Origin of the sequence: Paenarthrobacter aurescens (genome assembly GCF_025421775.1) — a bacterium.
Lineage (GTDB): Bacteria > Actinomycetota > Actinomycetes > Actinomycetales > Micrococcaceae > Arthrobacter > Arthrobacter aurescens_B.
Genome location: NZ_JAOEFX010000004.1, coordinates 483,934 through 510,311, shown reverse-complemented (window position 1 = coordinate 510,311; position 26,378 = coordinate 483,934). Strand labels below are relative to the sequence as shown.

Annotated in this window: 28 protein-coding genes; 11 read left to right on the top strand and 17 right to left on the bottom strand. The window is 62.7% G+C overall.

The genetic code is table 11. The features are described from left to right. Nucleotides 1-97: 97 nt before the first annotated feature. Entirely contained in the window at nucleotides 98-769 is a 672-nt protein-coding gene (locus N7568_RS11550; protein WP_261609965.1) for a FadR/GntR family transcriptional regulator, read from the top strand. On the opposite strand, the gene N7568_RS11545 is transcribed toward N7568_RS11550, so the two are convergent. Genes N7568_RS11545 through N7568_RS11525 form a run of 5 tightly spaced genes read right to left on the bottom strand, consistent with a single transcriptional unit; the run spans nucleotide 766 to nucleotide 5,490 of the window. Continuing rightward, nucleotides 766-1,635, bottom strand: a complete 870-nt coding sequence (locus N7568_RS11545) for an amidohydrolase family protein (RefSeq protein WP_261609964.1) — start codon at nucleotides 1,633-1,635, stop codon at nucleotides 766-768. The genes N7568_RS11550 and N7568_RS11545 overlap by 4 nt on opposite strands. After that, nucleotides 1,628-2,587 carry an aldo/keto reductase gene (locus tag N7568_RS11540; protein WP_439898975.1) on the bottom strand — a complete coding sequence of 320 codons (960 nt, stop codon included), beginning with the start codon at nucleotides 2,585-2,587 and terminating at the stop codon, nucleotides 1,628-1,630. Before N7568_RS11540 ends, N7568_RS11545 begins: the two co-directional genes overlap by 8 nt. After that, a complete protein-coding gene (locus tag N7568_RS11535; RefSeq protein WP_261609962.1) occupies nucleotides 2,572-2,886 on the bottom strand; it encodes an L-rhamnose mutarotase in 315 nt (104 codons plus the stop codon). The genes N7568_RS11540 and N7568_RS11535 overlap by 16 nt, the downstream gene beginning before the upstream one ends. Then, a complete protein-coding gene (locus tag N7568_RS11530; protein WP_261609961.1) occupies nucleotides 2,879-4,189 on the bottom strand; it encodes an alpha-L-fucosidase in 1,311 nt (436 codons plus the stop codon). Before N7568_RS11530 ends, N7568_RS11535 begins: the two co-directional genes overlap by 8 nt. After that, nucleotides 4,186-5,490, bottom strand: coding sequence for an L-fuconate dehydratase (locus N7568_RS11525; RefSeq protein ID WP_261609960.1), 1,305 nt, complete (start codon nucleotides 5,488-5,490; stop codon nucleotides 4,186-4,188). Before N7568_RS11525 ends, N7568_RS11530 begins: the two co-directional genes overlap by 4 nt. Nucleotides 5,491-5,630: 140 nt before the next feature. Here N7568_RS11525 and N7568_RS11520 point away from each other — a divergent pair, with 140 nt between their 5' ends. The 4 genes from N7568_RS11520 to N7568_RS11505 all read left to right on the top strand — a co-directional run bounded on the left by N7568_RS11520 (nucleotide 5,631) and on the right by N7568_RS11505 (nucleotide 10,202). Then, on the top strand, nucleotides 5,631-6,545 hold the full coding sequence (locus N7568_RS11520) for a fumarylacetoacetate hydrolase family protein (RefSeq protein ID WP_261609959.1): 915 nt from the start codon (nucleotides 5,631-5,633) through the stop codon (nucleotides 6,543-6,545). Then, the gene (locus N7568_RS11515; protein ID WP_261609958.1) at nucleotides 6,545-7,306 is read left to right on the top strand and encodes an SDR family NAD(P)-dependent oxidoreductase; all 762 of its coding nucleotides are present in this window, start codon (nucleotides 6,545-6,547) and stop codon (nucleotides 7,304-7,306) included. Before N7568_RS11520 ends, N7568_RS11515 begins: the two co-directional genes overlap by 1 nt. Nucleotides 7,307-7,543: 237 nt before the next feature. After that, nucleotides 7,544-8,842: an ATP-binding protein gene (locus N7568_RS11510; RefSeq protein WP_261609957.1), complete on the top strand. Its 1,299-nt coding sequence runs from the start codon at nucleotides 7,544-7,546 to the stop codon at nucleotides 8,840-8,842. Between the two features lie 115 nt (nucleotides 8,843-8,957). Beyond that, nucleotides 8,958-10,202 carry a low temperature requirement protein A gene (locus N7568_RS11505; RefSeq protein WP_261609956.1) on the top strand — a complete coding sequence of 415 codons (1,245 nt, stop codon included), beginning with the start codon at nucleotides 8,958-8,960 and terminating at the stop codon, nucleotides 10,200-10,202. A gap of 82 nt (nucleotides 10,203-10,284) precedes the next feature. Here the strand turns inward: N7568_RS11505 and N7568_RS11500 are convergent, their stop codons facing one another. Both N7568_RS11500 and N7568_RS11495 read right to left on the bottom strand, forming a co-directional pair. Beyond that, nucleotides 10,285-10,821: an HD domain-containing protein gene (locus N7568_RS11500; protein WP_261609955.1), complete on the bottom strand. Its 537-nt coding sequence runs from the start codon at nucleotides 10,819-10,821 to the stop codon at nucleotides 10,285-10,287. An 84-nt stretch (nucleotides 10,822-10,905) separates the two neighbouring features. Further along, nucleotides 10,906-11,736, bottom strand: a complete 831-nt coding sequence (locus N7568_RS11495) for an SDR family NAD(P)-dependent oxidoreductase (RefSeq protein ID WP_261609954.1) — start codon at nucleotides 11,734-11,736, stop codon at nucleotides 10,906-10,908. A 62-nt stretch (nucleotides 11,737-11,798) separates the two neighbouring features. Between N7568_RS11495 and N7568_RS11490 the strand changes: the two genes are divergently transcribed. After that, the gene (locus N7568_RS11490) at nucleotides 11,799-12,419 is read left to right on the top strand and encodes a TetR/AcrR family transcriptional regulator (RefSeq protein WP_261609953.1); all 621 of its coding nucleotides are present in this window, start codon (nucleotides 11,799-11,801) and stop codon (nucleotides 12,417-12,419) included. 67 nt (nucleotides 12,420-12,486) lie between these two features. On the opposite strand, the gene N7568_RS11485 is transcribed toward N7568_RS11490, so the two are convergent. Continuing rightward, nucleotides 12,487-13,605 carry a serine hydrolase domain-containing protein gene (locus tag N7568_RS11485; RefSeq protein ID WP_261609952.1) on the bottom strand — a complete coding sequence of 373 codons (1,119 nt, stop codon included), beginning with the start codon at nucleotides 13,603-13,605 and terminating at the stop codon, nucleotides 12,487-12,489. A 25-nt stretch (nucleotides 13,606-13,630) separates the two neighbouring features. Next, nucleotides 13,631-14,518: a tRNA glutamyl-Q(34) synthetase GluQRS gene (gene gluQRS, locus N7568_RS11480; protein ID WP_261609951.1), complete on the bottom strand. Its 888-nt coding sequence runs from the start codon at nucleotides 14,516-14,518 to the stop codon at nucleotides 13,631-13,633. 383 nt (nucleotides 14,519-14,901) lie between these two features. On the opposite strand from gluQRS, the gene N7568_RS11475 reads away from it, so the two are divergent. From N7568_RS11475 to N7568_RS11465, 3 genes are all read left to right on the top strand, one after another. Then, the gene (locus N7568_RS11475; RefSeq protein WP_261610016.1) at nucleotides 14,902-15,360 is read left to right on the top strand and encodes an Lrp/AsnC family transcriptional regulator; all 459 of its coding nucleotides are present in this window, start codon (nucleotides 14,902-14,904) and stop codon (nucleotides 15,358-15,360) included. Between the two features lie 109 nt (nucleotides 15,361-15,469). Next, a complete protein-coding gene (locus N7568_RS11470) occupies nucleotides 15,470-16,951 on the top strand; it encodes a WXG100 family type VII secretion target (protein WP_261609950.1) in 1,482 nt (493 codons plus the stop codon). A gap of 143 nt (nucleotides 16,952-17,094) precedes the next feature. Beyond that, a complete protein-coding gene (locus tag N7568_RS11465) occupies nucleotides 17,095-17,607 on the top strand; it encodes a hypothetical protein (protein ID WP_368736515.1) in 513 nt (170 codons plus the stop codon). A 48-nt stretch (nucleotides 17,608-17,655) separates the two neighbouring features. Here the strand turns inward: N7568_RS11465 and N7568_RS11460 are convergent, their stop codons facing one another. Then, the gene (locus tag N7568_RS11460; protein WP_261609948.1) at nucleotides 17,656-18,111 is read right to left on the bottom strand and encodes an Lrp/AsnC family transcriptional regulator; all 456 of its coding nucleotides are present in this window, start codon (nucleotides 18,109-18,111) and stop codon (nucleotides 17,656-17,658) included. Between the two features lie 101 nt (nucleotides 18,112-18,212). Between N7568_RS11460 and N7568_RS11455 the strand changes: the two genes are divergently transcribed. After that, the gene (locus N7568_RS11455) at nucleotides 18,213-18,869 is read left to right on the top strand and encodes a LysE family translocator (protein WP_261609947.1); all 657 of its coding nucleotides are present in this window, start codon (nucleotides 18,213-18,215) and stop codon (nucleotides 18,867-18,869) included. Here the strand turns inward: N7568_RS11455 and N7568_RS11450 are convergent. From N7568_RS11450 to N7568_RS11440, 3 genes are all read right to left on the bottom strand, one after another. After that, complete coding sequence (locus tag N7568_RS11450; protein WP_261609946.1) at nucleotides 18,866-19,333, bottom strand: SRPBCC family protein; 468 nt, start codon at nucleotides 19,331-19,333, stop codon at nucleotides 18,866-18,868. The two genes, N7568_RS11455 and N7568_RS11450, sit on opposite strands and share 4 nt — an antisense overlap. A 28-nt stretch (nucleotides 19,334-19,361) precedes the next feature. Then, the gene (locus N7568_RS11445; protein WP_261609945.1) at nucleotides 19,362-19,712 is read right to left on the bottom strand and encodes an ArsR/SmtB family transcription factor; all 351 of its coding nucleotides are present in this window, start codon (nucleotides 19,710-19,712) and stop codon (nucleotides 19,362-19,364) included. Between the two features lie 95 nt (nucleotides 19,713-19,807). Then, nucleotides 19,808-20,779: a hypothetical protein gene (locus tag N7568_RS11440; RefSeq protein ID WP_261609944.1), complete on the bottom strand. Its 972-nt coding sequence runs from the start codon at nucleotides 20,777-20,779 to the stop codon at nucleotides 19,808-19,810. 156 nt (nucleotides 20,780-20,935) lie between these two features. Here N7568_RS11440 and N7568_RS11435 point away from each other — a divergent pair, with 156 nt between their 5' ends. Further along, complete coding sequence (locus N7568_RS11435; protein ID WP_261609943.1) at nucleotides 20,936-21,415, top strand: DUF4383 domain-containing protein; 480 nt, start codon at nucleotides 20,936-20,938, stop codon at nucleotides 21,413-21,415. A 167-nt stretch (nucleotides 21,416-21,582) separates the two neighbouring features. Here N7568_RS11435 and N7568_RS11430 read toward each other — a convergent pair whose 3' ends face one another. The 4 genes from N7568_RS11430 to N7568_RS11415 form a co-directional block, all read right to left on the bottom strand. After that, complete coding sequence (locus N7568_RS11430; protein ID WP_261609942.1) at nucleotides 21,583-22,398, bottom strand: IclR family transcriptional regulator; 816 nt, start codon at nucleotides 22,396-22,398, stop codon at nucleotides 21,583-21,585. Nucleotides 22,399-22,472: 74 nt separating this feature from the next. Beyond that, nucleotides 22,473-23,729 carry an aminopeptidase P family protein gene (locus N7568_RS11425; RefSeq protein ID WP_261609941.1) on the bottom strand — a complete coding sequence of 419 codons (1,257 nt, stop codon included), beginning with the start codon at nucleotides 23,727-23,729 and terminating at the stop codon, nucleotides 22,473-22,475. A 28-nt stretch (nucleotides 23,730-23,757) separates the two neighbouring features. After that, complete coding sequence (locus N7568_RS11420) at nucleotides 23,758-25,116, bottom strand: MFS transporter (protein ID WP_261609940.1); 1,359 nt, start codon at nucleotides 25,114-25,116, stop codon at nucleotides 23,758-23,760. 574 nt (nucleotides 25,117-25,690) lie between these two features. Beyond that, nucleotides 25,691-26,362 (bottom strand): GntR family transcriptional regulator, encoded by a 672-nt coding sequence (locus tag N7568_RS11415; protein ID WP_261609939.1) that lies wholly within the window; start codon nucleotides 26,360-26,362, stop codon nucleotides 25,691-25,693. Nucleotides 26,363-26,378 lie beyond the last annotated feature (16 nt).

Here is a 26,378-nt window from a genome sequence, read left to right as displayed (position 1 = left end):
GGTCGTTCTGAGCGGTGGGAACGACCTGAACTGCGACTCAGTTGGGTGGTGACGCGGCGGAAACAGACATCGGATCATTCGTGGCTACTATTGGTCCATGGCTGTCACAGACGAGGCGATCAGCAAGATCAAAGACATGCTGATCCGCGGGGAACTCAAGGCCGGCGATCGACTTCCGCCGGAAAAGGAACTGAGCGAGCGGCTCGGTCTTTCAAGGAGTTCGTTGCGCGAGGCCGTGAAGGCACTCGAACTCATCCGTGTGCTGGACGTCCGCCGCGGTGACGGAACTTATGTGACCAGCCTCGACGCCAAGCTGCTCAACGAAGCCGTGGCGTTCGTGGTGGACCTGCATCAGGACCGCTCCATCCTTGAGCTCTTTGAGGTCCGACGAATCCTTGAACCAGCCACCGCACACTTGGCGGCGAGCAAAATGACGCCCGACCAACTGCTGGCCCTCCGGAACACCATGGACGGCATTGACGAGAACACGGACGTCGAGGAACTTGTGGCCCATGACCTCGAGTTCCACAGCATCATCACCGAAGCCGCCGGAAACGACTACCTCGGCAGTCTCTTGGAGGCCCTGTCCAGCAGCACAGTCCGGGCACGGATCTGGCGCGGACTGACACAGGAAAAAGCTGTGGCCCACACCTTGGCCGAGCATCACGCGATCGCAGACGCCCTGGAGCGGGGAGACTCCGAACTGGTGCGGGCACTGGTGACGGTGCACATCAGTGGCGTGGAGAACTGGCTGCGGCAGGCGCTCTAGCCTTCGGCGAGAGGGGTGACTGCCAAGCCGTAAGTCCGGATGGCTGTCCCCTCAAGCACCAAGTCCTGCTCCGTGGGACTCAAGGAAGACACGAGTTCCAGCAGGACATCCAGCGTCCGGCCGTAGGGCGCCCCCAACGTACTGACCGGCCAGTCGCCACCAATCATCAAGCGACCGGGCCCGAAAGCTTCCAACGCTGATTCAAACAGCCGCCTCAACGCATCCGCGGTGTAGGGCACGCCGGGCAGGTGAAGACCGGAGAGCTTGGCCACGGCGTTCGGCTGGCGCCCGAGGGAACAGAAGTCCGCGCGCCACGAATCCATGAGCTCAGGATCGGCCAGCGGCGGCTTCCCCAAGTGATCGAGCACAACGGACAGTTCCGGCATCTCGCGGGCCAGCCGGACCACGGAACCGAGGTGCCGCGGAAACGCATCCGGGACATCGACAGGGAGCCCCAGCCCTGACACCATGGCCAGCGACTCCCGAACAGCGGGAAGATCCAGAAAGTCACTTCGCGGATCATCATGGATAAGGTGCCGCACTCCCTTGAAAACCGGCTGGGTCGTGAAGCGGTGCAACTGCTCCGCGGCTTCAGTGGGCGAGTCCAGCCGGATCCAGCCCACCACTCCGAGCACCCAGGGATTCCGTGCGGCCACCGCCAGCATGCTTTCGGTGTCGGCAACGGTATCGTCGGCCTGCACCAGCACAGCTCCCCGAACGCCGGCGGCGTCCAACGTCTCGCGGGCCTCGTCCTCGCCGAAGCTCCTGAAAAGCGCACCGTGCTGCGGTCCGAGCCACGCATAGTGGCGCAGGCCCCCAGTCACGAACGTGTCCAAGGTCCACAGGTGCAGGTGCGAATCAATCACGCCCGGCTGCCTCCAACACGTCCCACAATTCGTCGGGAATGGGTTCTTCCATCCGGGCTGCGTTTGTGGCGATTTGCCCGGGTGCGCTGGCCCCGACGGTCACGTTCACCACCGCGGGGTGCCGCAAGGGGAACTGGAGTGCCGCCGTCGGAAGTTCCACGCCAAAGTCGCGGCAGACTGCCGCCAGATGCCGTGCCCGCTCAACCAGCGCCTTCGGTGCGCGATCGTAGTTGTAGTGCGCGTCTTCCGGAACTTCGGGCCGGGCCAGCAGCCCGGAGTTGAAGGCACCAACACTGACGACGCCGGTGCGGCGCTCCACGCAGCGTTCAAGCAACGGGACGCTGGGCTGCTCAAGCAGGGTGAATCGTCCGGCGAGCATGACAAGGTCCAAGTCAGCGGCTTCGACGCATTCCAGCGCGGCCTCGGCCGAGTTGATGCCAACGCCGATTGCCCTGACCACCCCCTCGGAGCGGAGCTTCTCAAGGACGGGCAGCGCCTGGGAAATTCCAGCGTGGAGATCGTGGACGTCGGGATCGTGGAGGTACGCGATGTCGACATGGTTCAACCCCAGCCGCTCCAAAGAGTCCTCGATGCTGCGCCGGATTCCTGCCTCGGTGAAATCCCAGACCCGCCGGGTGGTGGCGGGAACATCGAACCCTTCAGGGTCCTGACCGCCGCCGGAACTCGGTTCCAGCAGTCTGCCCACCTTCGTGGAGATGAGAAATTCATCCCGTGGTTTGTCCCGGAGGACCGCGCCCAGCCGCTGTTCAGAGAGGCCAAGCCCGTAGTGCGGGGCCGTATCGAAGTAGCGGATGCCCCCATCCCACGCGGCCAGGACGGTCGCGAGTGCCTCACCATCCGGAATGGCGCGGTACAGGTTCCCGATGCCCGCACCGCCGAAGCCAAGCTTGCCCAATGCGCCCAGGTCAAGTGGTGTCATGGCAGTTCCCATACCTTCTTGATACCCGAATCTTCCCCCGAGTAATCGTCCTGGACCTCCAAAAGTTCAGCCATTCTGGCCTGCCACGGCACATTGGCCGGATGATCGGCGAGCGCGCGGCGCATCGATTGGTAGTCGTCGACGTCCACCACGTGGAAGAGATCGAGCCCGCTGCGCCATATCCGCCAGTTCTTAACCCCCGCTTCTTTGAGAGCCGCCACCAGTTCGGGCGGGATATGCGCGTGGGCGTCGGAGTACTCGTCCTCGGTCCCCGGCTTGAGCTTGGTGTGGAGGGCGATGCTCTCAGCCATGCAGGGCCTCGGAGTCGGAAGCGGAAGGCTTCAGGAACAGTTCCAGCACCGGAACCGCGACGTCGGGCCGCTGGACAGGCAGCTTGATGGTCAACGTTCCAGGCGGCTGGCCGCCTGGAGTCATGTTCATGGCCTGCTGCCCGGGATCCACCTCCTTGAGGAACGCCTCGGAGGCGTCGTTGAGCAATTGAGCGTACTCAACCTTCCCCGCAAGGTCCGGAAGGTGGACGTACTCGAACGGCCATGCGAAAAGGTGAACGTAAAGACGGTCGCCGCGTTGGGTGTAGCGGGCGTCGGGCGGGGACGTGAACTGCGACGCCCCGGCACCGTAGATGGCGCGGGAGTGCAGCGCCATCCATTCGCCGATGCCTTCCAAAGAGGCCAGCGCCCGGGGATCCATGCTCCCCCGGCCCGTCGGCCCGACGTTGAGCAGCAGGTTGCCGCCCTTGGACACGCCATCCACCAGCATGCGGATGAGGAGGTCCACGGACTTGTAGTTCAGGTTGTCCCGGTCGTAGCCCCAGCTGCCGTTCAACGTCTGGCAAGCCTCCCAGGTGACGGGTTCGCCGTCGAGCATCATGGGGCCGGCGGGCTGGTACTGCTCCGGCGTGACGAAATCTCCCGGTATATCCAGCCGGTCGTTGACCACGATGCCCGGCTGAAGCTCACGCACCATTGCCAGCAGCGCGTGAGAGTCCCAGTCCTTGCGTCCTTTGCCGCCCCAGAATTCTTCGTCGTGGCCGGGCCCGGCGTAGGAGAAGTCGAAGAACAGGTAGTCGATGGTGCCGTAATTGCTCAGAAGTTCACGCACCTGTCCGTGCAGGTACTCGCGGTAGCGGTCCATGTCCCGCCCGGCGTTCAGGCTTTCGACGTCGGCCGCGTTGCGTTGGGGATGTACCCCGTCAATAGTGAAATCGGGGTGGTGCCAGTCGATAAGGGAGTGGTAGAAACCAACCTTTAGCCCCTCTGCCCGGAGCGCTTCCACATAGGGGGCGATCAAGTCCCGGCCCGCAGGGGTATTGGTGGCTTTGTAATCGGTCAGGGCGGAGTCCCAGAGGCAGAAGCCGTCGTGGTGCTTGGTTGTGAGGACCACGTACTTCATTCCCGCGTTCCGGGCGGCGCGCGCCCATTCGCTGGGATCGTAGAGATCCGGGTCAAAGCGCCGGAAATACTTGGAGTACTCCTCCACAGTGGTCTCTTCGCGGTTCATCACCCACTCATGGCGTGCAGGCAAAGCGTAGAGGCCCCAGTGTACGAACATGCCAAAGCGTGCCTCTTCGAACCAAGGTGCGTGCGGGATCAACGGGATTCCTTCCAGATGGGGCCGTTCGGAAAGCTGTACGCGGCCAGTGTTTCACGGAGCATTTCGTTTCCGGCTCCAGGAGCCGACGGCGGCCAGTAAGCACCGCTGTGGACGTCCACGGGAGTGATGAAGTGTTCATGGAGGTGGTCCACGAACTCAATAGTCCTGTCCTCCTTGGTTCCTGACACGGCGACGAAGTCGAACATGGACAGGTGCTGCACTGCCTCGCATAAGCCCACACCACCGGCGTGCGGACACACGGGCACGCCGAACTTGGCAGCCAGGAGCAGGATGGCAATATTCTCGTTCACCCCGGCCACGCGGGCGGCGTCGATCTGCAGGACCTGCAGTGAGCCGGCCTGGAGCATCTGTTTGAACACCACCCTGTTCTGGACGTGTTCCCCGGTGGCCACGGGAACCGGAGCTACGGCGCGAGCAATGGCGGCATGGCCCAGGATGTCGTCGGGGCTGGTGGGCTCCTCGATCCAGGCGATGTCGTAGGGGGCAAGGTGGGCCATCCAGTCGATGGCTTCCTGGACGTCCCAGCGTTGGTTGGCATCCACGGCGATCTTGATGTCGGGTCCAACAGCGGCGCGAGCTGTGCGTACGCGGCGGATATCGTCCTCCAGGGAGGCACCAACCTTGAGCTTGATCTGGGCAAATCCGTCGGCCACGGCTTCCTTGGCCAGACGCGTCAGTTTCTGGTCGCTATAACCCAGCCAGCCCGGCGTCGTGGTGTAAGCGGGGTAGCCGTCGGCGAGAAGGGCCGCTTTGCGCGTTTCCCGTCCCGGCTCGGCGGCTCGAAGTATCTCCAACGCCTCGTCAGGGGTGAGCGCATCCGTGAGGTAGCGGAAGTCAACCAGGGCCACGAGCTCTTCCGGGGTCATCCCGGCAAGCAGCTCCCAGAGGGGCAGTCCGGCGCGTTTCGCCTTCAGGTCCCACAGGGCATTCACCACGGCACCGATGGCCATGTGCATGACGCCCTTTTCGGGCCCCAGCCACCGGAGTTGGGAATCATGGGCCAGCAGCTTCCAGGTTGCGCCCATGTCAGCGAGCAGGTCCTCTACGGTATGGCCGACGATGTGTCCGCCAAGGGCGTCCAGCGCTGCCGTCTCCACCTCATTGCCCCGTCCGATGGTGAACACGAATCCGTGCCCCTCATGCCCGTCGCCGGCGTCCGTGCGGATGATCAAGTAAGCAGCCGAGTAGTCCGGGTCCGGATTCATGGCGTCGGAACCGTCCAGTTCCAAGGATGTGGGGAAACGGATATCGAACGTATCCATTGCGGTGATGATGCTCATGCGGCTCCTGAAGTGCGTCACGATTCTTCAGTGAGCCTAAACATCCGATGTCTGCCTTGTCAATGGGTCACATTTCCGTATTATGGGTGAGAACACCACACTAGAGCTCGGATGTTAGTCCCGAACGCACGGAGGAAGCCATGACCTTGAAATTCGCCAGGCTGGGCACGGCCGGAAACGAACAACCGGCTGTCATCGCCCAGGACGCCAGCGGTGCCGAGAAGTACTTCAGCCTGACGCCACTGACCAACGACATCGACGGCCACTTCCTTGCCGCGGACGGCGTCGAACGCACCCGCGAGGCCCTGAATAAAGGCGAACTTCCCGAAATCTCACCCGAAGGCCTGCGCATCGGGGCTCCCGTTGCCCGCCCGGGCGCAGTGGTGGCCATCGGTCTCAACTACACCGCGCACGCCGCCGAATCCGGTGCGACACCGCCCGAGGTTCCCGTTGTCTTCCTCAAGCCGAGCAACACCGTCGCCGGACCGTTCGACGCCGCACCCATCCCGCCGTCGTCGGAAAAGTATGACTGGGAAGTGGAACTGGCAATCGTCATCGGCCGGGAAGCGTCATACCTTTCCTCCCTTGAAGAGGCTGACGCGTGCATTGCGGGCTACGCAGTGGCCAACGACCTTTCCGAGCGCGAATACCAGATTCCCGGCGCCGCAGGACAATGGACCAAGGGCAAGTCGCTCCCCGGCTCCACTCCCCTGGGTCCGTGGCTGGTTCCCGCCTCGGACATCGATGCCGGCAGCCTTCGCCTGCAGACCGTGGTCAACGGCGAACCCCGCCAGGACTCCACTACCGCGGACATGATCTTCGACCCCGCCACGATCGTCCACCACCTCAGCCAGTACATGGTCCTCGAACCTGGCGACGTGATCATCACGGGCACTCCCGAGGGCGTGGCACTATCCGGCCGGTTCCCCTTCATCCAGCCCGGCGACGTGGTGGAGCTGGAAATCGAAGGCCTGGGCCGCCAGCGCCAGGAGTACTACCGGGCGCAGGCAGCTTCCCGGTCAGGTGCGACCGCCCCCGCCCACATCAACGCCTGATGTCACTCGTCGTGGGCAACGAATTCGAAGGCCTCGCAGCGCTCGTGACCGGCGGCGCCTCCGGGATTGGAGCGGCCATTGCGGACCGTCTCGCGGCCGGAGGCGCGCAGGTGGCGGTCCTGGACCTCGCACCGGAAACCAGCACCCACTTTGGCGTGCAGTGCAACGTGGCCGATGACGCCTCGGTGCGGGCCGCCGTCGACGCCGTCGCTACCAAGTTCGGCCGCTTGGACATCGTCATCAACAACGCGGGCATCGGCGCTCAAGGTGACATTGCCGCGAACGACGACGACGAATGGCTGCGCGTCCTCAACGTCAACGTGGTGGGAATTGCCCGCGTCAGCCGGGCAGCCTTGCCATACCTGCGCGAGTCTCCGGCGGCCGCGATCGTGAACACCTGTTCCATCGCGGCAACGGCAGGGCTGCCCCAGCGTGCACTGTATTCGGCATCCAAGGGCGCAGTTCTGTCCCTGACGCTTGCCATGGCGGCAGATCACGTGCGTGAGGGCATCCGCGTGAACTGCGTAAACCCCGGCACCGTCGACACACCTTGGGTGGGCCGTCTGCTCGATTCAGCGGCCGACCCCGCCGGCGAGCGCACCGCCCTCAACGCCCGCCAGCCGCATGGCCGGATGGTTGATCCGGCCGAGGTAGCCGGCGCTGTCGTGTACCTTGCAAGCCCGCTGTCAGGCTCGACGTCGGGAACTTCGCTGGCGGTCGACGGCGGCATGCAGGGATTGCGGTTGAGGCCCGCTCAGTAACCGGGGCGTGGGGCTGGCTCAGTAGAGCCCGTTAAGGATGTTCCAGCTCCAACCAGCGGTTTCGGCACCCCTTTCAGACGCCCCGTCCGACGGCGGGACGAACCCCGACGGCGAGGGCCCGCCGTCGGGTTCCCCCGTAACGCAACTGGCCCGCAACGTCCGGCCCCAGCTCTTCGCCTATGCTCAACACCAAAGGAATCAACGGCGACTCACTTAGCAGACTCAGGAGATACAGCCATGAGCAATTGGCGCATCAGGGACTTCCACTCGTCCGATCTGGACGGCATCCTGCACCTCTGGGAGTCACTCAAAGCTGACGGCGTTGAGCCCGTATACGCGTTGTCCGAAGTCCTGGCGTCCTGCGAAAAGGACCACGCAGTGGTTGCGGTGCAGGGTGACCAGGTGGTGGGTGCTGCTGTCGGACGCGCCGCGCATGACCAGGGTTGGATCGTTTTCCTTGCCACCTTGACGGAGTTCCGCGGCCGCGGGATCGGCACCTCGCTGCTGTCCGCCGTCGAGAACCGCATGGCTCCGCACGGCCTCAACAAGCTCTCTGCGCTCATGCCGGAGACCGAAACGCGCGTCGAGGCGTTCCTTGGCCGCGGGTTCGTGGTGAAGAAGAACCTGCGCTACTTCGAGCGGACCATTCCCGTGCAGCGGCAGGAGCTGGAGCCGTTGAGCCTGCTCGGCGGCCGCATCCTGGCACGGGATCTCTGGGAGAACGTGGCGGGCATGCGCCGTGAGAAGGAACTCCTGGAACGCCGCTTGGTGCTGCCACTGGCAGAGGCCGATCTCGCCGACGAATACGGTGTTGTGCCCCCACGCGCGGTGGTGCTGTTCGGTCCTCCGGGCACCGGAAAGACCACCTTCGCCAAGGCCATCGCGTCGCGGCTGGAGTGGCCGTTCGTGGAGGTTTTCCCGTCCCGTTTGGCCGCCGATCCCAAAGGCCTGGCCGGCGCGCTGCGCGAGACATTCCTGGAAATCGCTGAGCTGGAGCACGCCGTAGTGTTCATCGACGAAGTTGAAGAAATCGCCTCGCAGCGCGCCGGGGATCCGCCGTCGCCGTTGCAGGGCGTCACCAATGAGCTACTGAAGATCATCCCGGCCTTCCGCGAGCAGCCCGGCCGTTTGCTGGTCTGCGCCACCAACTTCATCCGCGCCCTGGACACCGCGTTCCTCCGCCACGGCCGGTTCGATTACGTGATCCCCATCGGCCTGCCTGACGTCCACGCCCGCGAGGCCATGTGGCAGCGCTTCATCCCCGCAACCGTGGTGGATTCGGTGGACATCGCCCAGCTGGTGGAGCGGACTGAAGGCTTCTCGCCCGCGGACATCGAGTTCGCGGCACGCAGCGCCTCCCAGCGCGCCCTGGAAAAGGCAGTGTACGACGACGACGGCTCGGGTCTTGCGGCCAACGGACATAAGGGGCCGGTCACCCAGGACTACCTCGACGCGATTGCCGACACCCGCACCACCGTGAGCGCCGAAGTGCACCAGGACTTCCTGGAAGACATCGACGTGTTGGGCCGGGTCTAGCGGTTTGCTGAGCGAGTTCGCCGGAACGTTGCGGGTTCCACCGGTGTGTTACGGCGATCCCGGCGCATTCCGGCGATCTCGGCGTGAGCACACGGGCAGCGGTAATCTTTGAGCCATGTCCACGAATCCCCTTCGCCATGCACTCTCCCGCATGGGCGGCCGCGATCCCCATGAAAAGCACCGCACAGCCACTCCGCTGGAGCTCTTCTTCGACCTGACCTTTGTCATAGCCTTCGGTGTTGCCGGCAGCCAGTTCGCGCATGCGGTGGCGGAATCACATTTCTGGCCCGGGCTCCTCGCATTCTCCTTCGCCATGTTCGCGGTGATCTGGGCCTGGATCAACTTCACCTGGTTCGCCAGCGCCTACGACACCGATGACTGGGTCTTCCGGGTAGTCACCATGATCCAAATGGTGGGCGTGCTCATCCTGGCCATGGGCATCGAACCAGTGTTCCACTCGATCATCGAGGGCAGGCACGTGGACAACGTCACCATGGTGCTCGGCTATATCGTCATGAGGGTTGCCCTGATCTTCCAGTGGCTGCGTGCCGCCCGCCAAGACCCCGAGCGCCGTGAAACATGTTTGCGGTATGCGAAGTACGTGGCGATCGTACAGGTCGGCTGGGTTGCAGTCCTCTTGATCGATGCGAGCGTCCTCACTACCTTCCTCATGGCCACGCCGCTGTTCATCCTGGAGATGTCGGCACCGTACTTCGCGGAACGGAAGATCCGCACGCCTTGGCATGCCCACCACATCGCAGAGCGGTATGGGCTTCTAGCCATCATTGCGTTGGGTGAGTGCCTGATCGGAGCCATTGAGACCCTGCGGGCGATTGTTGCGTTGCACGGTTGGACTTTGGATGCCGCGTTGGTTGGCCTCAGCGGTACTGGCCTGGCCTTCGCCATGTGGTGGATCTACTTCATCCTGCCTTCAGGACCAGCACTCCATTTCCAGCGGCACCGCTCGTGGGTGTTTGGTTATGGGCACATCGTCATCTTCGCCGCCATCGCTGCCACCGGCGCGGGGCTCCACGTTGCCGCCTACTTCATCGACCACGAAGCCCACATCAGCGCTGCGGCGGCAGTCGCATCGATCGCCATACCCATCATTCTTTTCAAGGTGTCCCTGACGACGCTCTACAGCATCATGCTCAGCCCTGACCGCGAGTTGCTCTGGAGCTCTGCACTTGTGGTCATTGGTCTCGCGGGAAGCATCGCCATGGCCGCAGCAGGCGCATCAGTGGCGCTGTGCATGCTTGAAATGATGCTGGTTCTGGGTCTGTCCATTGCTTACGACGAACGGCGCGGCCACAAGGGCAGGGCAGCTGCTCTCCGACGTTTGGAAGCCGCCGCAGGCTAACTGCGCCTGCGTTGCGAGGCCTGCCCTGCGCACTATTTGCCCGCAAAAGCACGCAGAGCAGGCCTCACAACGGCCGGCCAAGCTACTCGGGAACGATCTCGTCCAACTCCGCGATCAGGTACGGATTGATCCGCTCCAGGATCATCAGGATTTCCTCGCGGGGAACCGCCGTGTACAGGACCGGGCGGGCATCGGCGTAGCGGGTTACCGGTGGCTTGTCCGGCCACTTCTCGGCGAGGGCCCGCACCCGCTCGGGCAGTGAGTTGTGGGCGTTGTCCGCGATCTTCACCAGCGTGGCGTCGTGGTCTTCGGCAACATAACGGATGCCGGCGTCGTAATCATCCGGATCTTCGTGGAAGCGGCGGGTGACGCGCTCGATAATGTCGACAGCCCGCTCGGAAACCCCCATGTCCAGCAGGGCCTGCCGGGTGATGGGCGTATCTTCGGCAATGTCGTGGAGGTAGCCTGCGATCTGGACGTCCTCGTCAAAGTCCGCGAGCGCATCCCCCACGGCCAACACGTGCTCCCGGTAGGGACGCTTGAGTTTGTCCTTCTGCCGGTTGTGAGCCACCTCGGCCAGGACCTGGGCTGTTTCAACGGTAAAGCGTGGTTCGGTCATGCGGGCCTCCGGATTAAAGAGGGACCGGCGGGGATCGGTCCTTACCTTCAGGCTATCCGCTGTTCCGGGACCAGCCGCACCGGCCTACCAGTCCTGGACTGCTCGTGCGGCAATGGCAACGGTCACGGCCCTGGGCAAGCGCTGAGCGAATCCGGCTGCGACGCGGTTGACCCACCCGGACACTACGCTGCCGGGTGTTCCCTTGCGATCGAGTGCTTTGATGGCCGTTCCCACAACCTGGCCGGAGGTTTGCATCCGTCCCACTGCAGCGGACTGGCTTCCGAGGACGTCGAAGAACTCGGTGCGCGTCGCTCCGGGGCACAGGGCCAGGACGTTTAGCCCGGAATCCTTTGTCTCGTGTGCCACGGCTTCAGTGAAACTCAGCACGAAGGCCTTGGTGGCGCCGTAAACCGCCATGCCGGGGATTGGTTGGAAGGCGGCAGTGCTTGCGACGTTCACCAGCGCACCTTTACCGGAAGAGAGCATGTCCGGAAGGAACGCCCGCGTGATATCCACCAGCGCGGCCACGTTCAAGGAAATCTCAGACGCAATGGTGTCCGGGGCCTCTTCGACGAAGGGAGAATGGGTGCCGAAACCTGCGTTGTTGATCAGCGTGTCCACAGTGATTCCGCGGCCACGCACCTCATCGAAGAGCTCGCGGCCAACGCCAGGACGGCCCAGGTCCATCGGAACTACTGTCACGGTAACTCCGTGCTTGGCGCGCAGGTCCTTGGCCGACTCTTCCAGCCGATCCTCACGCCTTGCGACCAACACAAGGTTGGAACCGCGGGAAGCGAATTGCCCGGCGAACTCAGCGCCCAGGCCGGAGCTTGCCCCGGTGATGAGTGCGGTGGTGCCGGTGTAGGTCATGGTCATGGCATATCCAATCGGTTTGAGGCTGAATGATGTAGTCACTGTCAACATGGTAGGCAGTGTCTACTTTGTTGTCAATGACTACATTGGCCTAGACTTATCCCATGATCGAGCAGCCCTACCACCACGGCAAACTCCGGGAAGCCCTCCTGGAACGCGCCATGGCGACCATCGAAGAAGCTGGCGTGGACGGACTCTCCCTGCGGCAACTCGCCCGCGATGTGAACGTCAGCCATGGCGCCCCGGCAAAACATTTCCGCGATAAGCAGGCCCTGATCGATGCGCTGGCACTGGCCGGCTTTGAGTCGATGAACCGCCTCATCCTGAACGCCGCCCAGTCCAGCGATGACCTCCGGGTCAGGTTTGTCAATGTTGGAAAGGCATACGTCGAGTTCGCGGTTGCGCGTCCTGCCCTCCTGACAGTGATGTACTCCACCAAGCACCACCCCGACTCCAGTGCGGAGCTGAGAAGCACCGGCGAACAAGGGATCCACGTGGCCCAAGCTATGATCACCGAAGCTCAGGAGGCCGGTGCACTCGCCGCCGGCGACCCCCAAACTCTGGCCATGGTGTGCTTCGTCAGCCTCCACGGCGCCGCCCTTCTCGCCGCGGGCAAACACCTGGACGGGACAACGGTTGAGGATGTGGTGGTGGCAACGACCGACACCCTGTGGGCAGGAATGGCGGCAGGAGTCCCGGCAGCCCAACTCAGCCAGGCCCCCTAACTTACTCAGCCAGCCCAGCTCAACTCTTACTCAGGCAGCCCGACTCAGCCAAGACAGCTCCGCTGAACTAGGCCGCGAGCCCGACGATCGCTTCCCGAACAGCCGAACTCAGCTGGAAGTTGCGGCAGCCCACGCCCCCGGGCTCTGCCTGCTGCGGCACGTAACCAAAGCCAAGTTCGTACACGGGGTCCGCGAACCCCAAAGATGCGCTGGCGCCGTCGTGCCCAAACGCACGGTAACTGCCGAACGGCATCCTGGCGTGGGACTTCATGAACACGGTGGCGAAGCAGCCGGACTCCCCAAAAACACGATCGATCCCAAACACCTGCTCGGCTGAGACGGTCCGGATGGTCTCTTCGGTCAGAAGGGGCGCGAGCCCGGCATCACCGACCAAGCCCGTCAACGCCGCCGCATAGATTCTGGCCATGCCATCCGCACTCGCTACGCCGGCCGCCGAGCTCAACCCTGCTGCCCTCACCTCGCGGATGTTAGGCAGATCCAGGATGTTACCCACGGCAGAGTTGGCCGCCAGACCCCCATGGCTGGCAGGATCCACCCACGGCCACGAAGGATCTGCCGCCCACCGGAATGGTGCGAATCGGACTTCTTCGGCGTCGGGCAGCCCGAGATAGAAGTGGGCTCCAGTGACCGCCCTGATCCTGGTTTCGAAGATTTCCTGCAAGGTGGCACCGGTGATACGCCGGCACAGCTCTTCCATGAAGATGCCAATGGTCAGCGCGTGATATCCGAACGCGGCTCCAGGCTTCCACAGCGGTGGAAGCTTGGCGAGCTTCGCTGCTGCGAGCCCGGATTGGTTGACCTCCTCAAGCGTCAGACCACCTTCTACTCCCAAGAGCCCGGCTTGATGGGACAGGAGCTGCGCGACGGTTATCGAAGCCTTGCCCTCTACGCCAAACTCGGGCCAATACTTGACCACCTCTGCATCAAGATCCAGCTGGCCGTCCTGCACCAACAGCGCAATGACCAAACCCGCCATGCCTTTGGAACACGAGAAGACTCCAGTGACCGAATCAGGCCGGATGTGGGGACCGCCGCTCAGGTCCAGCACTTTGACGCCGCGATGGTAGGCCGCCACCTGCGCGGAATACTCAGGGTCTTGATCGAGGAAACCTCCAAAGAGCTCGGCAACGGGTTCGAAACCTGGGGCGATCACCTGTGAATGCATCCAGACAGCCTACGCTGTGGGACGTTCAGCCCCGGGGCGTTATCCACACCCAAGGCTCCGTCGGCAGCCTTGTCGGGTCAAATTCCGGAAGGGCATCCCGAAGAGTCCCGGCGGGCAGGCCAAGGGAACCCAGGATCAGGTTGCGCACACGTTCAGCAGGAATTCCGACGGCGGCAAGGTCGCCCAGCGTGACGGCGCCGTCGCGCTTTGCCAGCCTGGCGCCGTCGGCGTTTACCACCAGCGGAACATGAGCATACTCGGGGACAGGCAGCCCCAGCAGCGTCGCCAGATACGCCTGCCGCGGCGTGGACGAAAGGAGGTCGTCGCCGCGTACCACCTGGTCGATTCCCTGGGCGGCATCGTCCACCACCACCGCCAGGTTATATGCCGTCACGCCATCATTTCGACGCAACACAAAGTCGTCCACCACACCCAGGTATTTGCCATGTAACTGGTCCTCAACAGCCCACTCCGCGACGTCCGATCGCAACCGGATCGAGGCGGGCCGCGTCGCGCGCCGGATCTCACGTTCCGCGTGGGACAGCCGCCGGCACGTCCCTGGATACGCACCCTGCGGCGCATGCGGGGCGGACGGCGCCTCCTGGATTTCACGGCGGGTACAGAAGCATTCATAGGTGCGGCCATCTGCGGTGAGGCGCGAAATCGCCTCATCATAAAGGGCTGCGCGCTCAGTTTGGCGCACGACGGCGGCATCCCAGCTGACGCCGATGGCCTGCAGATCGCGGAGCTGCTCCGCCTCCGCGCCGGACCGGGCCCGGTCCAGGTCTTCTACGCGCAGCAGGAAATCCCTGGCGCTGGACTTCGCGAACAGCCAGGCGAGGGCGGCTGTGCGGAGGTTGCCGACGTGCAGTTCGCCGGAAGGGCTCGGGGCGAAGCGGCCAGCTGGAGTCATGATTCAAGCCTATGCGGGTCTTTTCGGGGACTGAACTCCGGGCCGGCGTGGTGCGCCTCATGTCGGGGCAACACAAGAGCCCCTCAGCTACCGCAACGATCCGGTGGCTCAGGGGCTCTTACTGTGCTGCCCGCACGAAACGGGCGAGTGCAGAATGACAATGCTGTGAACAAGAGTCAATCAGCGGCTGCTTCCTTGCGGGAAACCTGTGCAGGGCTCCGGGTGGTGTTCCGGGTTCCTGGTGCCTGCGGGATCCGGCGGTAGCCTCGTCCTGCTTCGTTGTCACCATTTGAGCAGGAGACATACAGTTGGTGCAACGGACAGTAAAAAGAATGGTCGATCTGACCAGTATGCTCTGAAAACTTGGACAGGAAGTGGTCACTTTGCAGGAACTCGACGCCACGGACCGCCGGATCCTCGCCGCTCTTGATGAAGATCCCCGGGTGCCCATCATGGTGTTGGCGCAGAAGCTCCACCTCGCGCGCGGGACCGTGCAGTCCCGTCTGGAGCGCATGGCGGCGGCCGGAGCCCTGCGCCCGAACAGCAGCCGCGTCCTGCCGTCCGCACTGGGACGCGGTGTTGCCGCGGCGGTCAGCGCCGAACTCGACCAAAGCCATCTGAACGAAGCCATCGCCGCCCTCCGGAACATCCCCGAAGTCCTCGAATGCCATGCACCCGCAGGTGACACCGACCTCATCATCAGAGTGGTGGCCAAGAGCCCGGACGACCTCTACCGCGTGTCCGAGGAAATTCGCTTGTGTCCCGGAATTGTGCGCACGTCCACCAGCATGTTCCTCCGGGAAGTGATTCCCTACCGGACAACGGGGCTGCTGGCGGAGTAGTTATTCACATAGGGCAGTTATATCCACATAGGGCAGTTGTGCCCATGTGCCGCTTGCGTGCCCCAGCTTAGGATGGGGTCAGATCAACGGCAGACATTTTGGGGGCACGGTGGCGGGCAATTTCTACGGCGCAGACGTCGCACAGCTGCGGCAGCTGGCCAAGGAACTGGCCCGCAGCGCAGACCGACTCAGTGATTTGGGACAACAGTTATCCGGGTCCATCACCAACAGTCCATGGCGAGGGAACGACGGCGACCGCTTCCGTCATGACTGGAACAGCTCGCATCTGCGGGCCCTCCAGAGCGCGGCGTCCGGCATCAAGAGCGCGTCGCAGAGCCTACTGAAGAATGCGCAGGAACAGGACACCGCCAGCACTGGCGGCGGGCCGGGTGGCACCGGGTCCGGCGGACCCGGCCCGTCCGGCGGGAACGGACAGGAGCTAACGGATCTTCTGAACGGCATGACGCCTGAGGAACGGGCCGAGTACCTTCGCAGCGACGAATTCAAGAAGTGGGCGCTCGAACATCCCGAGGAAGCCAAGGCCGCCATGGATGCGGCCGCCGATTCGGGGCTTATCGCAAAGAAGTCACCGGAATACTCCCAATTCCTCAGTGATTACTGGAACCAGCAGGCCATGCGGGAGATGGGCATCGATCCTTCCACCTGGGACACCAGCAAAGGCACCGAGTACAACTGGGAAACCATCAAGAAGGTCTATGACTTCTACGGGCAGGCTTTCCTGTCCAACCCGGACCTCCAATGGGCCGGCATGGCCAATATGATCGGACCCTCCTTCGCCGGCGGGTTCAAGGACATGGCCATGCTCCGCGACTTGGCCCAGCAAATCGCCGATAACCCTGCCTCTGACATCCCGATCCCCGTGCTGGATCAGATCGAGCAGCTCGCCGGCATGACCGATGCCGAGATCGAGTTCTACGAGACGTCCATGCTGGACATGAACAAAGAGATCTTCCTGGACCAAGCCCGCCAGCACCAGGCCTACATGAACGGCGGCATTGACGAGATCAACCGGCTCCGGGACTCTGGCGCCATCGACCCCGGCACGGCTGAGGCTTGGGCGCAGATCGATTCGGGAGACCCCGAACAGGTCAGGGAGGGCAACACGGCCCTGCTGTACCGCGAGCAGAACGAGATCATCGCGGATGACTACACAGATATGCGCAACCACCCCGGCGGCGAAGCCGTGACGTACATGGTGACCTTGGCCGGCGAGCCGTCCATTCCAGGCGCCAAAAGCTACCCTGAAGTCTTCCCGTACGAGTTCAGCGTAGAAAGCCCTGGACCGGAGAACCTCCCCTTCACCAATTGGGACAACCCGACGCAGTTCCGCACGGATTTCACCACTGGGTTCCCGGACGGCAACATCGCCGATGCCGACCAACGGTGGGCCCTCATCCAGCAAGACACTCTCCCGGCCTACCAGGACCTGTTGGCCAACGATCCGCAGCAGGCCCGGGACATCGTCGGTTCGGACTTCAACGACCGCGTGGAGCAGTACCGGCCTACCAACAACATTCCAGGCATCATGGACCGGTTCCTCGACGGCTTCGACGCGGAGGTCCACCAATGAGCCGCTCCAACCGCGGGCTTCTTCGGCCGGCAGTCCTGGCACTTGTCAGTCTTGGACTCCTGGCCACCACCGCATGTCAGGTGCCCCCGCCCGTTCCTCAGTCCCAGTCGTCAGAAACGTCCTCATCTTCCCAAGGGAGCACAGTGATTACCTCGGAATTCTCCACGTTGGACGCCGCAGGCGTAGACCGGATCAGGACGGACAAGCAAGCCCGGTTGGACATGAGCAGCGGTTCCCTGCAGAAATCTGCAGTGCGTGTTTCCGAGGACAGTTATGGTCCGGAGATCAACACGCAGGACTCGGGCAAGATCAACCTCACCATCGTGGGCCCCAGCGGCGAGATCAACTCCCAAACAGACCGCATCCGCTTCAAGACCACCGACACCAGGCCTGACTTCACCGAAGTCACCTACTTCCTCACCGCGGACTCGCTGGAAGGCTTCACAACGCTGATCCGCGACGGTGTGGACAAGTACGGCATAGGCGCCGACGACGCTGAACGCTGGATTGCATCCACCAGCCAGGATCCTGGTTCCAAAAGCGACTATTCGTTGACGTCCGGGACCAGCACCGGGTTGGAAGTGAACTACGATCTCCGCTTCGACGGTTCCAAGGACTCCCAGGTCATCATCGTCCATGTGAGCCCCGCGAGCTGACCGGGCCGGCTCTCTTCACGCGGGCGCGAACCTCACCCCACCGGCAGCCTAAACAGGCGGCCCGATGTTGGTTTTCAGGTTCTTCATCACCAAGGTTGACGTCAGGCGTTCCACCGCGGGAAGAGCCGCGAGTTCGTCGTCGTAGAAGCGCTGATATGCAGGCAGGTCCGCGGCAATGACCTTCAACAGGTAATCCGGGGAGCCGAAGAGACGCTGGGCTTCCACGATGTTGGGACTCGCTGTTACACGCTCCTCAAACTCCGCCATGATGGTGCGCTCAACCTGCCGGAGAGTGACAAAAACAATCGCTTCGAAACCCAACCCCACCGCCGCAGGATCGATGTCCGCCCGGTAACCACGGATCACTCCTGAGGACTCCAGATCGCGGAGCCGCCGGTGACAGGGAGCTACGGTCAAACCCACCTTTGAAGCGAGCGCCGTAGCCGTCATCCGGCCATCCTCTTTGAGGTGGCGCAAAATGCTTCTATCAATTCCATCTATCACGCAATAATCTTACCCAAATCACGGCTGTCAGAGCTAAAACAGGGAACACTTATGGGGCAATTTTCCCTAGAGTTTTCCTACCAACTAGCTCTGGAGAGATCGTGAATCCGCAATTGTTCCTCGCCTTCATGCTTGTCGCCGTCAGCCTGGCATGCACCCCCGGCGTCGACTGGGCGTACTCGATTTCCGCCGGCCTCCGTCAACGCAGCTTCATACCCGCCGTCGCCGGCCTTTGCAGCGGTTACGTCATCCACACTTTGCTGATGGCAGCAGGATTGGCGGCCCTTCTGGCTGGAGTTCCCGGACTGCTGGGATGGCTGACCATTGCCGGCGCCGCCTACTTGCTGTGGCTCGGCGTCGCCACCATCCGCTCGTGGCGAGGCGCGAGCTTCAGCGCGGAAGGCGGCGTCGTGCAGTCCGGCAACCAACTCCGCACGTTCCTCCAAGGCATGGGAACCAGCGGTATCAACCCCAAGGGCCTGTTGTTCTTCGTCGCTTTGGTTCCGCAGTTCGTTAGCCCCGAGGCAGCACTGCCCGTTCCGGTCCAGTCGGGCTTGCTCGGCCTGACCTTCGTGATCCTTGCCGGACTGGTTTACACCGGCGTGGCTTTGACCTCCCGGAAGCTGCTGGCTTCCCGGCCGGGTGCCGCGCGGGTTGTGACGCTGGTCAGCGGGATCATCATGATTGGGCTGGGGACAGTGCTGTTGTCGGAGCAACTCCTTCCACTTCTGCAGCACCTGCGGCCGGTGGGCGCCTAGGCGGCAAGCAACTCGTCCAGCCGCTCGTATCCTTCGATCACGCCGTAGTCCATGCCAGTGGAAAGGGCCATGTCGCGGGCTTCCACGGAAGGGTAGACCTCGTGGGCCGACATCCGGGTCCTGCCATCGATTTCCTCGAAGGTGGTGGTGCTGATGACCACCTGGTTGGGGGCGCCGTCGAACTCCACCGTCTGGATGATCAACGCATCGGATTCAACGGTGTGGAAGACGCCGCGGAAGCCAAACATCCCGTTGTCGTCGCCACTTTCGTAGCGCCAACTGCCGCCGGTGGTGGCGTTGTACTCGGTAATCTTCGTGACAGTGCTGCGCGGGCCCAGCCATTTGGCCAACAGGTCCGGGTCAACGTGGGCTTTGAAAACTGCACTGACCGGGGCATCGAATTCGCGGACTGTATCAACGAACGGGACGCCATCGTCGGCAGTGATTGTTGTTGGATTGCTCATTTCAGTTCCTCTTTCTTCTTTGCTGGCTTTATGGTTCCTGATCGGATGGACCTGCACCCAGCAGCGTGTCGAGCCGCCTGAAGCGGGATTCGGCGATCAACCTGTACTGGTCAATCCAGGCCGTCAGACGCTCAAGCGCCGCCGCATTTAGATGGACAGGCCTCCGCTGGGCATCGCGGGAGCGGGTCACCAGCCCTGCATGCTCCAGGACCTGTATGTGTTTGGAAACCGCCTGTTTGGTAATGGCGAATGGTTCCGCGAGCTCGTTGACCGTGGCATCCCCCCGCGAAAGCCGGGCAACGATTGCCCGCCTCACCGGATCCGCCAACGCCATGAAGGCCCTATCCAAAGTGTCAGAGCCCAGAGCCTCTTGTTCCATTCGCCACATACCTCTTCGTAATCAACCAAATCCTTTATCAATGGTTTGGTTGATTACAACGATACGCCTCCAAGGAGGAGTGCACAATGGCCTCTTTACTCGCCGCCCAGCTGCCGGAAGTCGTTCTCCCACAGCCGGCGCATCTCAGCGTCCTTTCGGATGACTTCCAGAGTCTCAAGCTCCGCGGGCAGAGCCGGCCGTTTGGATCTGGGTGTAAGGGTCCGGCGCCCCTGATCCAGCGCGAGGAGCGCCCTGTCAGTCAAGGCATCGTTCTTCAACGCCAGGTTGGTCTTCCGACGCCGGAGGACCTCCTTCAACGCAACTTGGGCAGACTCGAAGTCGCCTCTTGCCCGCTGCGACCCCGCCCGGATCAACAGCAGGGCAGCCGAGAGGTCGTCCGTGTTCAGCAAACCCTCAGTCCAGAGCACAACATCCCGGTGCCGTTCCAACGAATACGCCGCCGTGCAGCGCGCCAAGGCAGAAGGCAACGACGGCGGCAGGCTCACCACAGCCTCCAACGCCGACTCGGTCATCCCCATCTCCCGGAGGCAATGGGCCAGCGCCAGGAACACCGATTCCTCGCTGAACAAAACCGGAACCTCAATACGTTCGGCAACCTCAACCCGGGTGACCACCTGCCCAAGGTAGATGGCCGAGAACTGGCTGGCGTCGTCGTCGATCCTTGTTGTTAGACCGCGCTGCAACAGCTCGGAAGCCCTCAAGAAACTGCCGTGTTTGTACGCAAGCAAGCCCGCCATCACTTGGCACAAGCCCGCCCACCCGGGATTCATGCGGCCAAAAGCCAGGAGCCGGTCCGGTTCCGTGGACGTGAAGACGGCGTCGTGCATCGCCTTGGCCGTCTTGGGTGACAGCATCTTCAGTCTCGGGACATTGCCAACCAAGGACAACTTCGCATGGTCCCGGCCGTTCAGGACCCCGAAGAGCACATCGTTGACGCCGTCGGCGAGGCCGCGGACCGGCGTCCGGACGTACCCTTCACGGAAAGGCGTCACATCCCGGGTGTCATGGAAGATCGTGTGCACCCGCCCGTTTGGAACTTGGCTCATGAACCCATGCTAACCGCCGCTGAACTGGGCACATCCCCTGCTATCGGAGGCATTTCAGGAGTATTATGGCGGCGTCGGCAAGGTTTTGCCACACCCCTTGCCGCAGGTCGGCTCTCCATGAGAAGAGCCGGTTAACCGCGTGAAAGGGAGGACTTGATGACCACCGCTTCGCACCCCGCCGAACACCACCACATGATGGGGTTGACACTTCGCAACACCGCCATGGGCGTTGGCATTGTATTTCTGCTGGTTGGTGTCCTGGGCTTTATCCCGGGAATCACCACCAATTTCGGCGCCATGACCTTTGCGGGACATGAATCCGGCGCCATGCTGCTTGGAGTCTTCCAAGTGTCCATACTCCACAACATCGTTCACCTGCTGTTTGGCGTGGCCGGCTTGGCCATGGCAAGGAACGCACGCATGGCCCGCCTGTTCCTCCTGGGCGGCGGCGCCGTGTACATCGTTCTTTGGATCTACGGCCTGGTCATCAACCAGGAAACGGGCGCCAACTTCGTCCCGTTCAACACGGCTGACAACTGGCTGCACCTGATCCTTGGCGTTGCCATGATCGGTTTGGGCGCCTGGCTGGGCAGGGATGCCATGGACGAGCCAAGGACGGCCCGAAGGAACATGTAGTCCTTCATGCACGCCTTGTGAATCAACGACGGCGGCTGTCCCCTTCGCGGGGACGGCCGTCGCTTCGTTTCCCCCGAGATGGCACTTGATGACAATGATTGCGCTTGGGACTGTCCTTAATTGGCATCTCGGCAGCCGTTTCGAGGGCTCGACGGCGGGTACCCGACTTAGCGCGGGGCGCGCCCACCCAGCCGCGTTGTGACCTTGGCTGCGGCTGCGGCGCAGGCTTCGCCGAGGCTTGTCAGGGTGTCCTGCGAGACGCGGAATTTCGGCGCCGGGATCAGGACGGATGCCACGATGTCGCCCCTATGGTCATAAACGGGAGATGCCACGCCCACCTCTTCGATGGACGTTTCCCCAAAGTTCACAGACCAGCCGCGCCCCATCGACTCCTTCAGCCGCAGGAGGTAGGCGTCAATTGAGCCTTCGTCCAGCCCGGGCAGGTCAATGACACCGCTGCTCAGCAGGTTCCTCACCCGATCCTCGTTCTCGGCCGCCAGGAAAACCTGCACCGATGAACTCAGGGCCTCGTTGTAACGGGCACCCAACGGAGCGAGATGCTTGACCTGATGCCGGCTGGGGATCTGTTCCACACACATGGATTCGTTGCCGTTCCACACCATAAGCGCACTGGTCTCTCCCGTGCGCTCGGTGAGTTCCCGCAGCACAGGGTAGGCGACGCGGCGCTCTTCGAGTTCCGCCAGGAGTGGCCCCGCCATGGCGATCATTCCCAGCCCCATACGGAACCTGCGCGAATCGACGTCGCGCTCTACAAGGTTCTCCTGTTCCAGCGTGGCCAGGATGCGGGAGACGGTGCTCTTGTGCAGGCCGATACGGCCCGCGATTTCGGTGACTCCCAAGAGGGGTTCGTCAGCAGTGAAGCTTCGCAGGACCGCGATGGCGTTGACGAGCACTGACGTGCTCTTGCTGTCTCCGTTGCTGTTGCTGTTCTCTGGAGCGTCGTTGGATTCCGAGGGAGTCATGGGTTCACTATATTTCGCTGGGGCAGGGACCATGGCCGGTGGACGCCGTGCACTGCCCCCACCGGCCCAGCCACCTAGGCTCCGATGATGTTGCGCTCGGGGCCGAACGGGAACTTGGTGATGTTCTCCGCACCGTTGTCGCCCACCACCAGGATGTCGTGCTCGCGGTACCCGCCGGCACCCGGCTGGCCGTCAAGGACGGTGATCATTGGCTCCATGGAAACCACCATGCCCGGCTCCAGCACGGTATCGATATCTTCGCGCAACTCCAGGCCGGCCTCGCGCCCGTAGTAGTGGCTCAGCACACCGAAGGAGTGGCCGTAGCCGAAAGTACGGTTGGCCAGCAGGCCGTGGCTGATGTAGATCTCGTTGAGCTCGGCGGCGATGTCCTTGCAGACGGCACCGGGCTTGATGAGTTCCAGTCCGCGCTGGTGGACCTCCACGTTGATGTTCCACAACTCCAGGGAGCGGGCATCCGGTTCGCCGTAGAACAAAGTCCGCTCCAGTGCCGTGTAGTAGCCGCTGGTCATCGGGAAACAGTTCAGGGACAGGATGTCGTGTTCCTGGATCTTGCGTGTGGTTGCCCAGTTGTGGGCGCCGTCGGTGTTAATGCCGGACTGGAACCACACCCATGTATCGCGGATTTCGGAGTCCGGGAACGTACGGGCGATCTCGTGGACCATGGCCTCGGTGCCGATCAAGGCGACCTCGTACTCGGTGATCCCGGCCGTGATGGCGTTGCGGATGGCCTCGCCGCCGAGGTCTCCGATGCGGGCGCCATGCTTGATGACCGCAATTTCCTCTTCCGACTTGATCATCCGCTGACGCATGGCTGCTTGCGCAACATCCACCAGCGTCGCTCCGGAAAAAGCGGCCTGGATCTTGTTGCGGTTATCGAGCGGCAGCGAGTCATCTTCGACGCCGATGCGGCGAGGGTTGATGCCGCGGGTGCGCAGGACTTCCTGGATGGCGTGGATGTAGTTGTCACGGCGCCAGTCCGTGTACACCAGGTTGTCGCCGTAACTGCGGCGCCAAGGCATACCGGCGTCGATATTTGCCGTAATGGTGACCGTGTCATCCTTGGTGACCACCATGCCGTAGGAGCGGCCGAAGTAGGTGAAGAGGAAGTCGGAGTAGTACTTGATGGAGTGGTAGCTGGTGAGGATGACGGCGTCGAGGTCCTTCTCGGCCATAATGCTGCGCAGGCCACAGAGGCGCCGTTCGAACTCGGCGTCGGAGAACGTCAGCGAGACTTTTTCGCCATTGTTGAGGACCTTGGTGCGCTCGAGCTTGGCGACATCGTTGACGGCCTCGTTCTGGGTGATGGTCATGGTTTTTCCTTTCAAGGGGTTGGTTGTTCTAGTCCTGCAGCAGGGGCTTCTTGGAAGTCTCCGTGGCAAACAGGACTGCGATGAGGGAAACCAGGGCGGCGGCCACGAGGTACCAGCCGGGGGCCAGTTTGCTGTGGGTCATGCCGATCAGGAGAGTGGCCATGAACGGTGCGGTGCCACCGAACAGCGCGTTGGAGAGGTTGAAGCTGACGGCGAAGCCGGTGTACCGGACCTTCGTGGGAAAGAGTTCGGCGAGGAAACTGGGCAGGGTGCCGTCGTTGAGGGTGAGCATGCCGCCCAGGAGAATCTGGACCAGAACGATCACCAGGAAGTTGCGGGTGTCCAGGAGCATAAAAGCCGGCACGGTCAGCAGGATGAACAGAACTGATGCCGTGATGAGCATGCGCTTCCGGCCGAATTTGTCGGAGGCGATACCGGTCAGGAAGATAAAGCCGATGTAGCTGGCCAAGGCTATGGTGGTGGCCAGGAACGATTCCGTGGCACCAAAGCCGAGCTCCTCCGACAGGTACGTGGGCATGTAACTGAGGATCACGTAGAAACCGACGGCGTTGAGCAGGACCGCGCCCGTGGCGATGATGAGTTGCTTCCGGTAGGTCCGGAACATTGCGAACGCCGGGGCTTTCACCGCATTGTCCTTCTCCGCCAACTCCCGGAAGGCCGGGGTGTCCTCCAGCCTGGTCCGGATGTACCTGCCAATCAAGCCCATGGGCGCCGCGAGCAGGAACGGCAAGCGCCAACCCCAGTCGCCCAACTGCTCGGCAGTAAGCAGCGAACTGAGGAGCGCGGCCAGCAACGACCCCAGCAGCAGTCCCGCTGCGGTACTTGCAGGCACGACGGCGGCATAGAGTCCGCGTCGATTGGCCGGTGCGTACTCCACCAGGAAGGCGGAGGCGCCGGCGTACTCCCCAGCTGCGGAGAAGCCTTGGACCACCCGTACGAGGAGAAGCAGGATCGGTGCCATCACTCCGATAGTGGCGTAGCCGGGGATCAAGGCGATGCAGAAAGTGGCCACTGACATCAGGACGATCGAGAGGGACAACGCTTGCTTACGGCCAAGCCTGTCGCCGATATGGCCCCAGATGAAACCGCCAAGCGGCCTCACGAAGAAGGAGATCGCGAAGACACCGAAGGTCGCCAGCAGAGCTGTTTGCCGGTCGGACTCGGGGAAGAAGACTGTAGAGATGACGCCGGCCAAGTAACCGTAGACGGCGTAGTCAAACCATTCGACGAAGTTGCCGATGAAGCTGGCAGTGACCACTCGCCGTCGAGTGTCCTTGCTGACTGTGTTCATGGGGGTAAGTGTGTGGTCGGGGCCGGAGGCGGGTGAAGTGCCTTGCTCGGCTGCCACAGAGGATTCATTGCTCATGTGTCCACCAAAATCATTGGGGTTGCATTCAACGCAACGCTGTTGCACCAGAGTATGTGTGAGCGGCGCCACGGTCAAGGCTTATTTTGAATCCGAATTTTGACCGCAAATAACACTCCGACTTACGCAGACTCCGACGGCATGAGTTGATTCTGTTGCGATAACGCCAACCTAGTTGCACTCACCAATCGATCCCCTCTCACCTTCCGCCCCCTTTTCGACGACGCTCTCTCACCATCCGCCCCCTTTTCGACGACGCTCTCTCACCATCCGCCCCCTTTTCGACGACGCTCTCTCACCTTCCGCCCCCTTTTCGACGACGCTCTCTCACCTGGGCGCTTGAGGCCCGACGTCGGCACTCAAGGAGGCATCGACGTCGGGCGCTGCCTTCTGGCGGCGGAGCGCGCTGCCGCCGCCAAGACGAGGCCAGGCGGGAGGCACGAGCACAGCGGCGCCATGCAGCGGACATGAGAGAGCGTCGGGAAAACCCGGCCTAACCGTGAGAGAGCGTCAGGAAAAACCGCTCAAACCGTGAGAGAGCGCCGGGAAAAACCGCGCAAACGGTGAGAGAGGGTCAGAGGACCTTGCGGATGGTCTCTTCGAAGCTGACTACGTGGTGCAGGGCGAGCTCGGCGGCCCGGTCTTCGTCGCCGTCGGCGATGGCAGTCAGGAGGTCGGCGTGCTCGGAGATGTGGCCGGAGACGGAGGGCATCTTCTCGAGCATGTGGCACCAGATGCGGGTGGCCAGGTTGTCATATCGAATGAGGACGTCTTCGAGGTGCGCGTTGGCGGAGGCCTTGTAGATGAGCCGGTGAACCTGGATGTCGTAGCGCATGAGTTCCTGGGAGGAGTTGTCCTGGCCTTCAAGGTCACGAATGGCATCAGCGACGGAGCGGAGCTCCGAACGCATGGAGGGACTGGCCATGCGGGCAGCTTTCCGGGACGCCAGGGGTTCCAGCAGCTCGCGGATCTCGGAGACCTCGGCGAGCTGCGTGATGTCCACGCCAGTGGCAAAGGTTCCGCGCCGGGGGTACGACACCACCAGATGGTCGCTTTCGAGCCGCTTGATGGCTTCGCGAACAGGTGTGCGCCCGATCCCCAGTTCGGCCGCGATCTGACCGTCATTGATGGGGTCGCCGGGTTTGATGTCCAACATAATGAGCCTGTCGCGCAGCAGCAAATAGGCGTTCTCCGCGAGGGACGTACCCTGCGGAGCTGATTCCAATGCTTCCAATGCTGCGCTCATTGCTCTCTCCCGTTAG

Excerpts from the sequence above, each read along its gene's own strand:
- N7568_RS11550 (WP_261609965.1), top strand. The coding sequence starts at position 98 with ATGGCTGTCACAGACGAGGCGATCAGCAAGATCAAAGACATGCTGATC.
- N7568_RS11540 (WP_439898975.1), bottom strand. The coding sequence starts at position 2,587 with ATGGGAACTGCCATGACACCACTTGACCTGGGCGCATTGGGCAAGCTT.
- N7568_RS11535 (WP_261609962.1), bottom strand. The coding sequence starts at position 2,886 with ATGGCTGAGAGCATCGCCCTCCACACCAAGCTCAAGCCGGGGACCGAG.
- N7568_RS11525 (WP_261609960.1), bottom strand. The coding sequence starts at position 5,490 with ATGAGCATCATCACCGCAATGGATACGTTCGATATCCGTTTCCCCACA.
- N7568_RS11520 (WP_261609959.1), top strand. The coding sequence starts at position 5,631 with ATGACCTTGAAATTCGCCAGGCTGGGCACGGCCGGAAACGAACAACCG.
- N7568_RS11515 (WP_261609958.1), top strand. The coding sequence starts at position 6,545 with ATGTCACTCGTCGTGGGCAACGAATTCGAAGGCCTCGCAGCGCTCGTG.
- N7568_RS11510 (WP_261609957.1), top strand. The coding sequence starts at position 7,544 with ATGAGCAATTGGCGCATCAGGGACTTCCACTCGTCCGATCTGGACGGC.
- N7568_RS11505 (WP_261609956.1), top strand. The coding sequence starts at position 8,958 with ATGTCCACGAATCCCCTTCGCCATGCACTCTCCCGCATGGGCGGCCGC.
- N7568_RS11500 (WP_261609955.1), bottom strand. The coding sequence starts at position 10,821 with ATGACCGAACCACGCTTTACCGTTGAAACAGCCCAGGTCCTGGCCGAG.
- N7568_RS11490 (WP_261609953.1), top strand. The coding sequence starts at position 11,799 with ATGATCGAGCAGCCCTACCACCACGGCAAACTCCGGGAAGCCCTCCTG.
- N7568_RS11485 (WP_261609952.1), bottom strand. The coding sequence starts at position 13,605 with ATGCATTCACAGGTGATCGCCCCAGGTTTCGAACCCGTTGCCGAGCTC.
- gluQRS (WP_261609951.1), bottom strand. The coding sequence starts at position 14,518 with ATGACTCCAGCTGGCCGCTTCGCCCCGAGCCCTTCCGGCGAACTGCAC.
- N7568_RS11450 (WP_261609946.1), bottom strand. The coding sequence starts at position 19,333 with ATGAGCAATCCAACAACAATCACTGCCGACGATGGCGTCCCGTTCGTT.
- N7568_RS11445 (WP_261609945.1), bottom strand. The coding sequence starts at position 19,712 with ATGGAACAAGAGGCTCTGGGCTCTGACACTTTGGATAGGGCCTTCATG.
- N7568_RS11440 (WP_261609944.1), bottom strand. The coding sequence starts at position 20,779 with ATGAGCCAAGTTCCAAACGGGCGGGTGCACACGATCTTCCATGACACC.
- N7568_RS11435 (WP_261609943.1), top strand. The coding sequence starts at position 20,936 with ATGACCACCGCTTCGCACCCCGCCGAACACCACCACATGATGGGGTTG.
- N7568_RS11430 (WP_261609942.1), bottom strand. The coding sequence starts at position 22,398 with ATGACTCCCTCGGAATCCAACGACGCTCCAGAGAACAGCAACAGCAAC.
- N7568_RS11425 (WP_261609941.1), bottom strand. The coding sequence starts at position 23,729 with ATGACCATCACCCAGAACGAGGCCGTCAACGATGTCGCCAAGCTCGAG.
- N7568_RS11420 (WP_261609940.1), bottom strand. The coding sequence starts at position 25,116 with ATGAGCAATGAATCCTCTGTGGCAGCCGAGCAAGGCACTTCACCCGCC.
- N7568_RS11415 (WP_261609939.1), bottom strand. The coding sequence starts at position 26,362 with ATGAGCGCAGCATTGGAAGCATTGGAATCAGCTCCGCAGGGTACGTCC.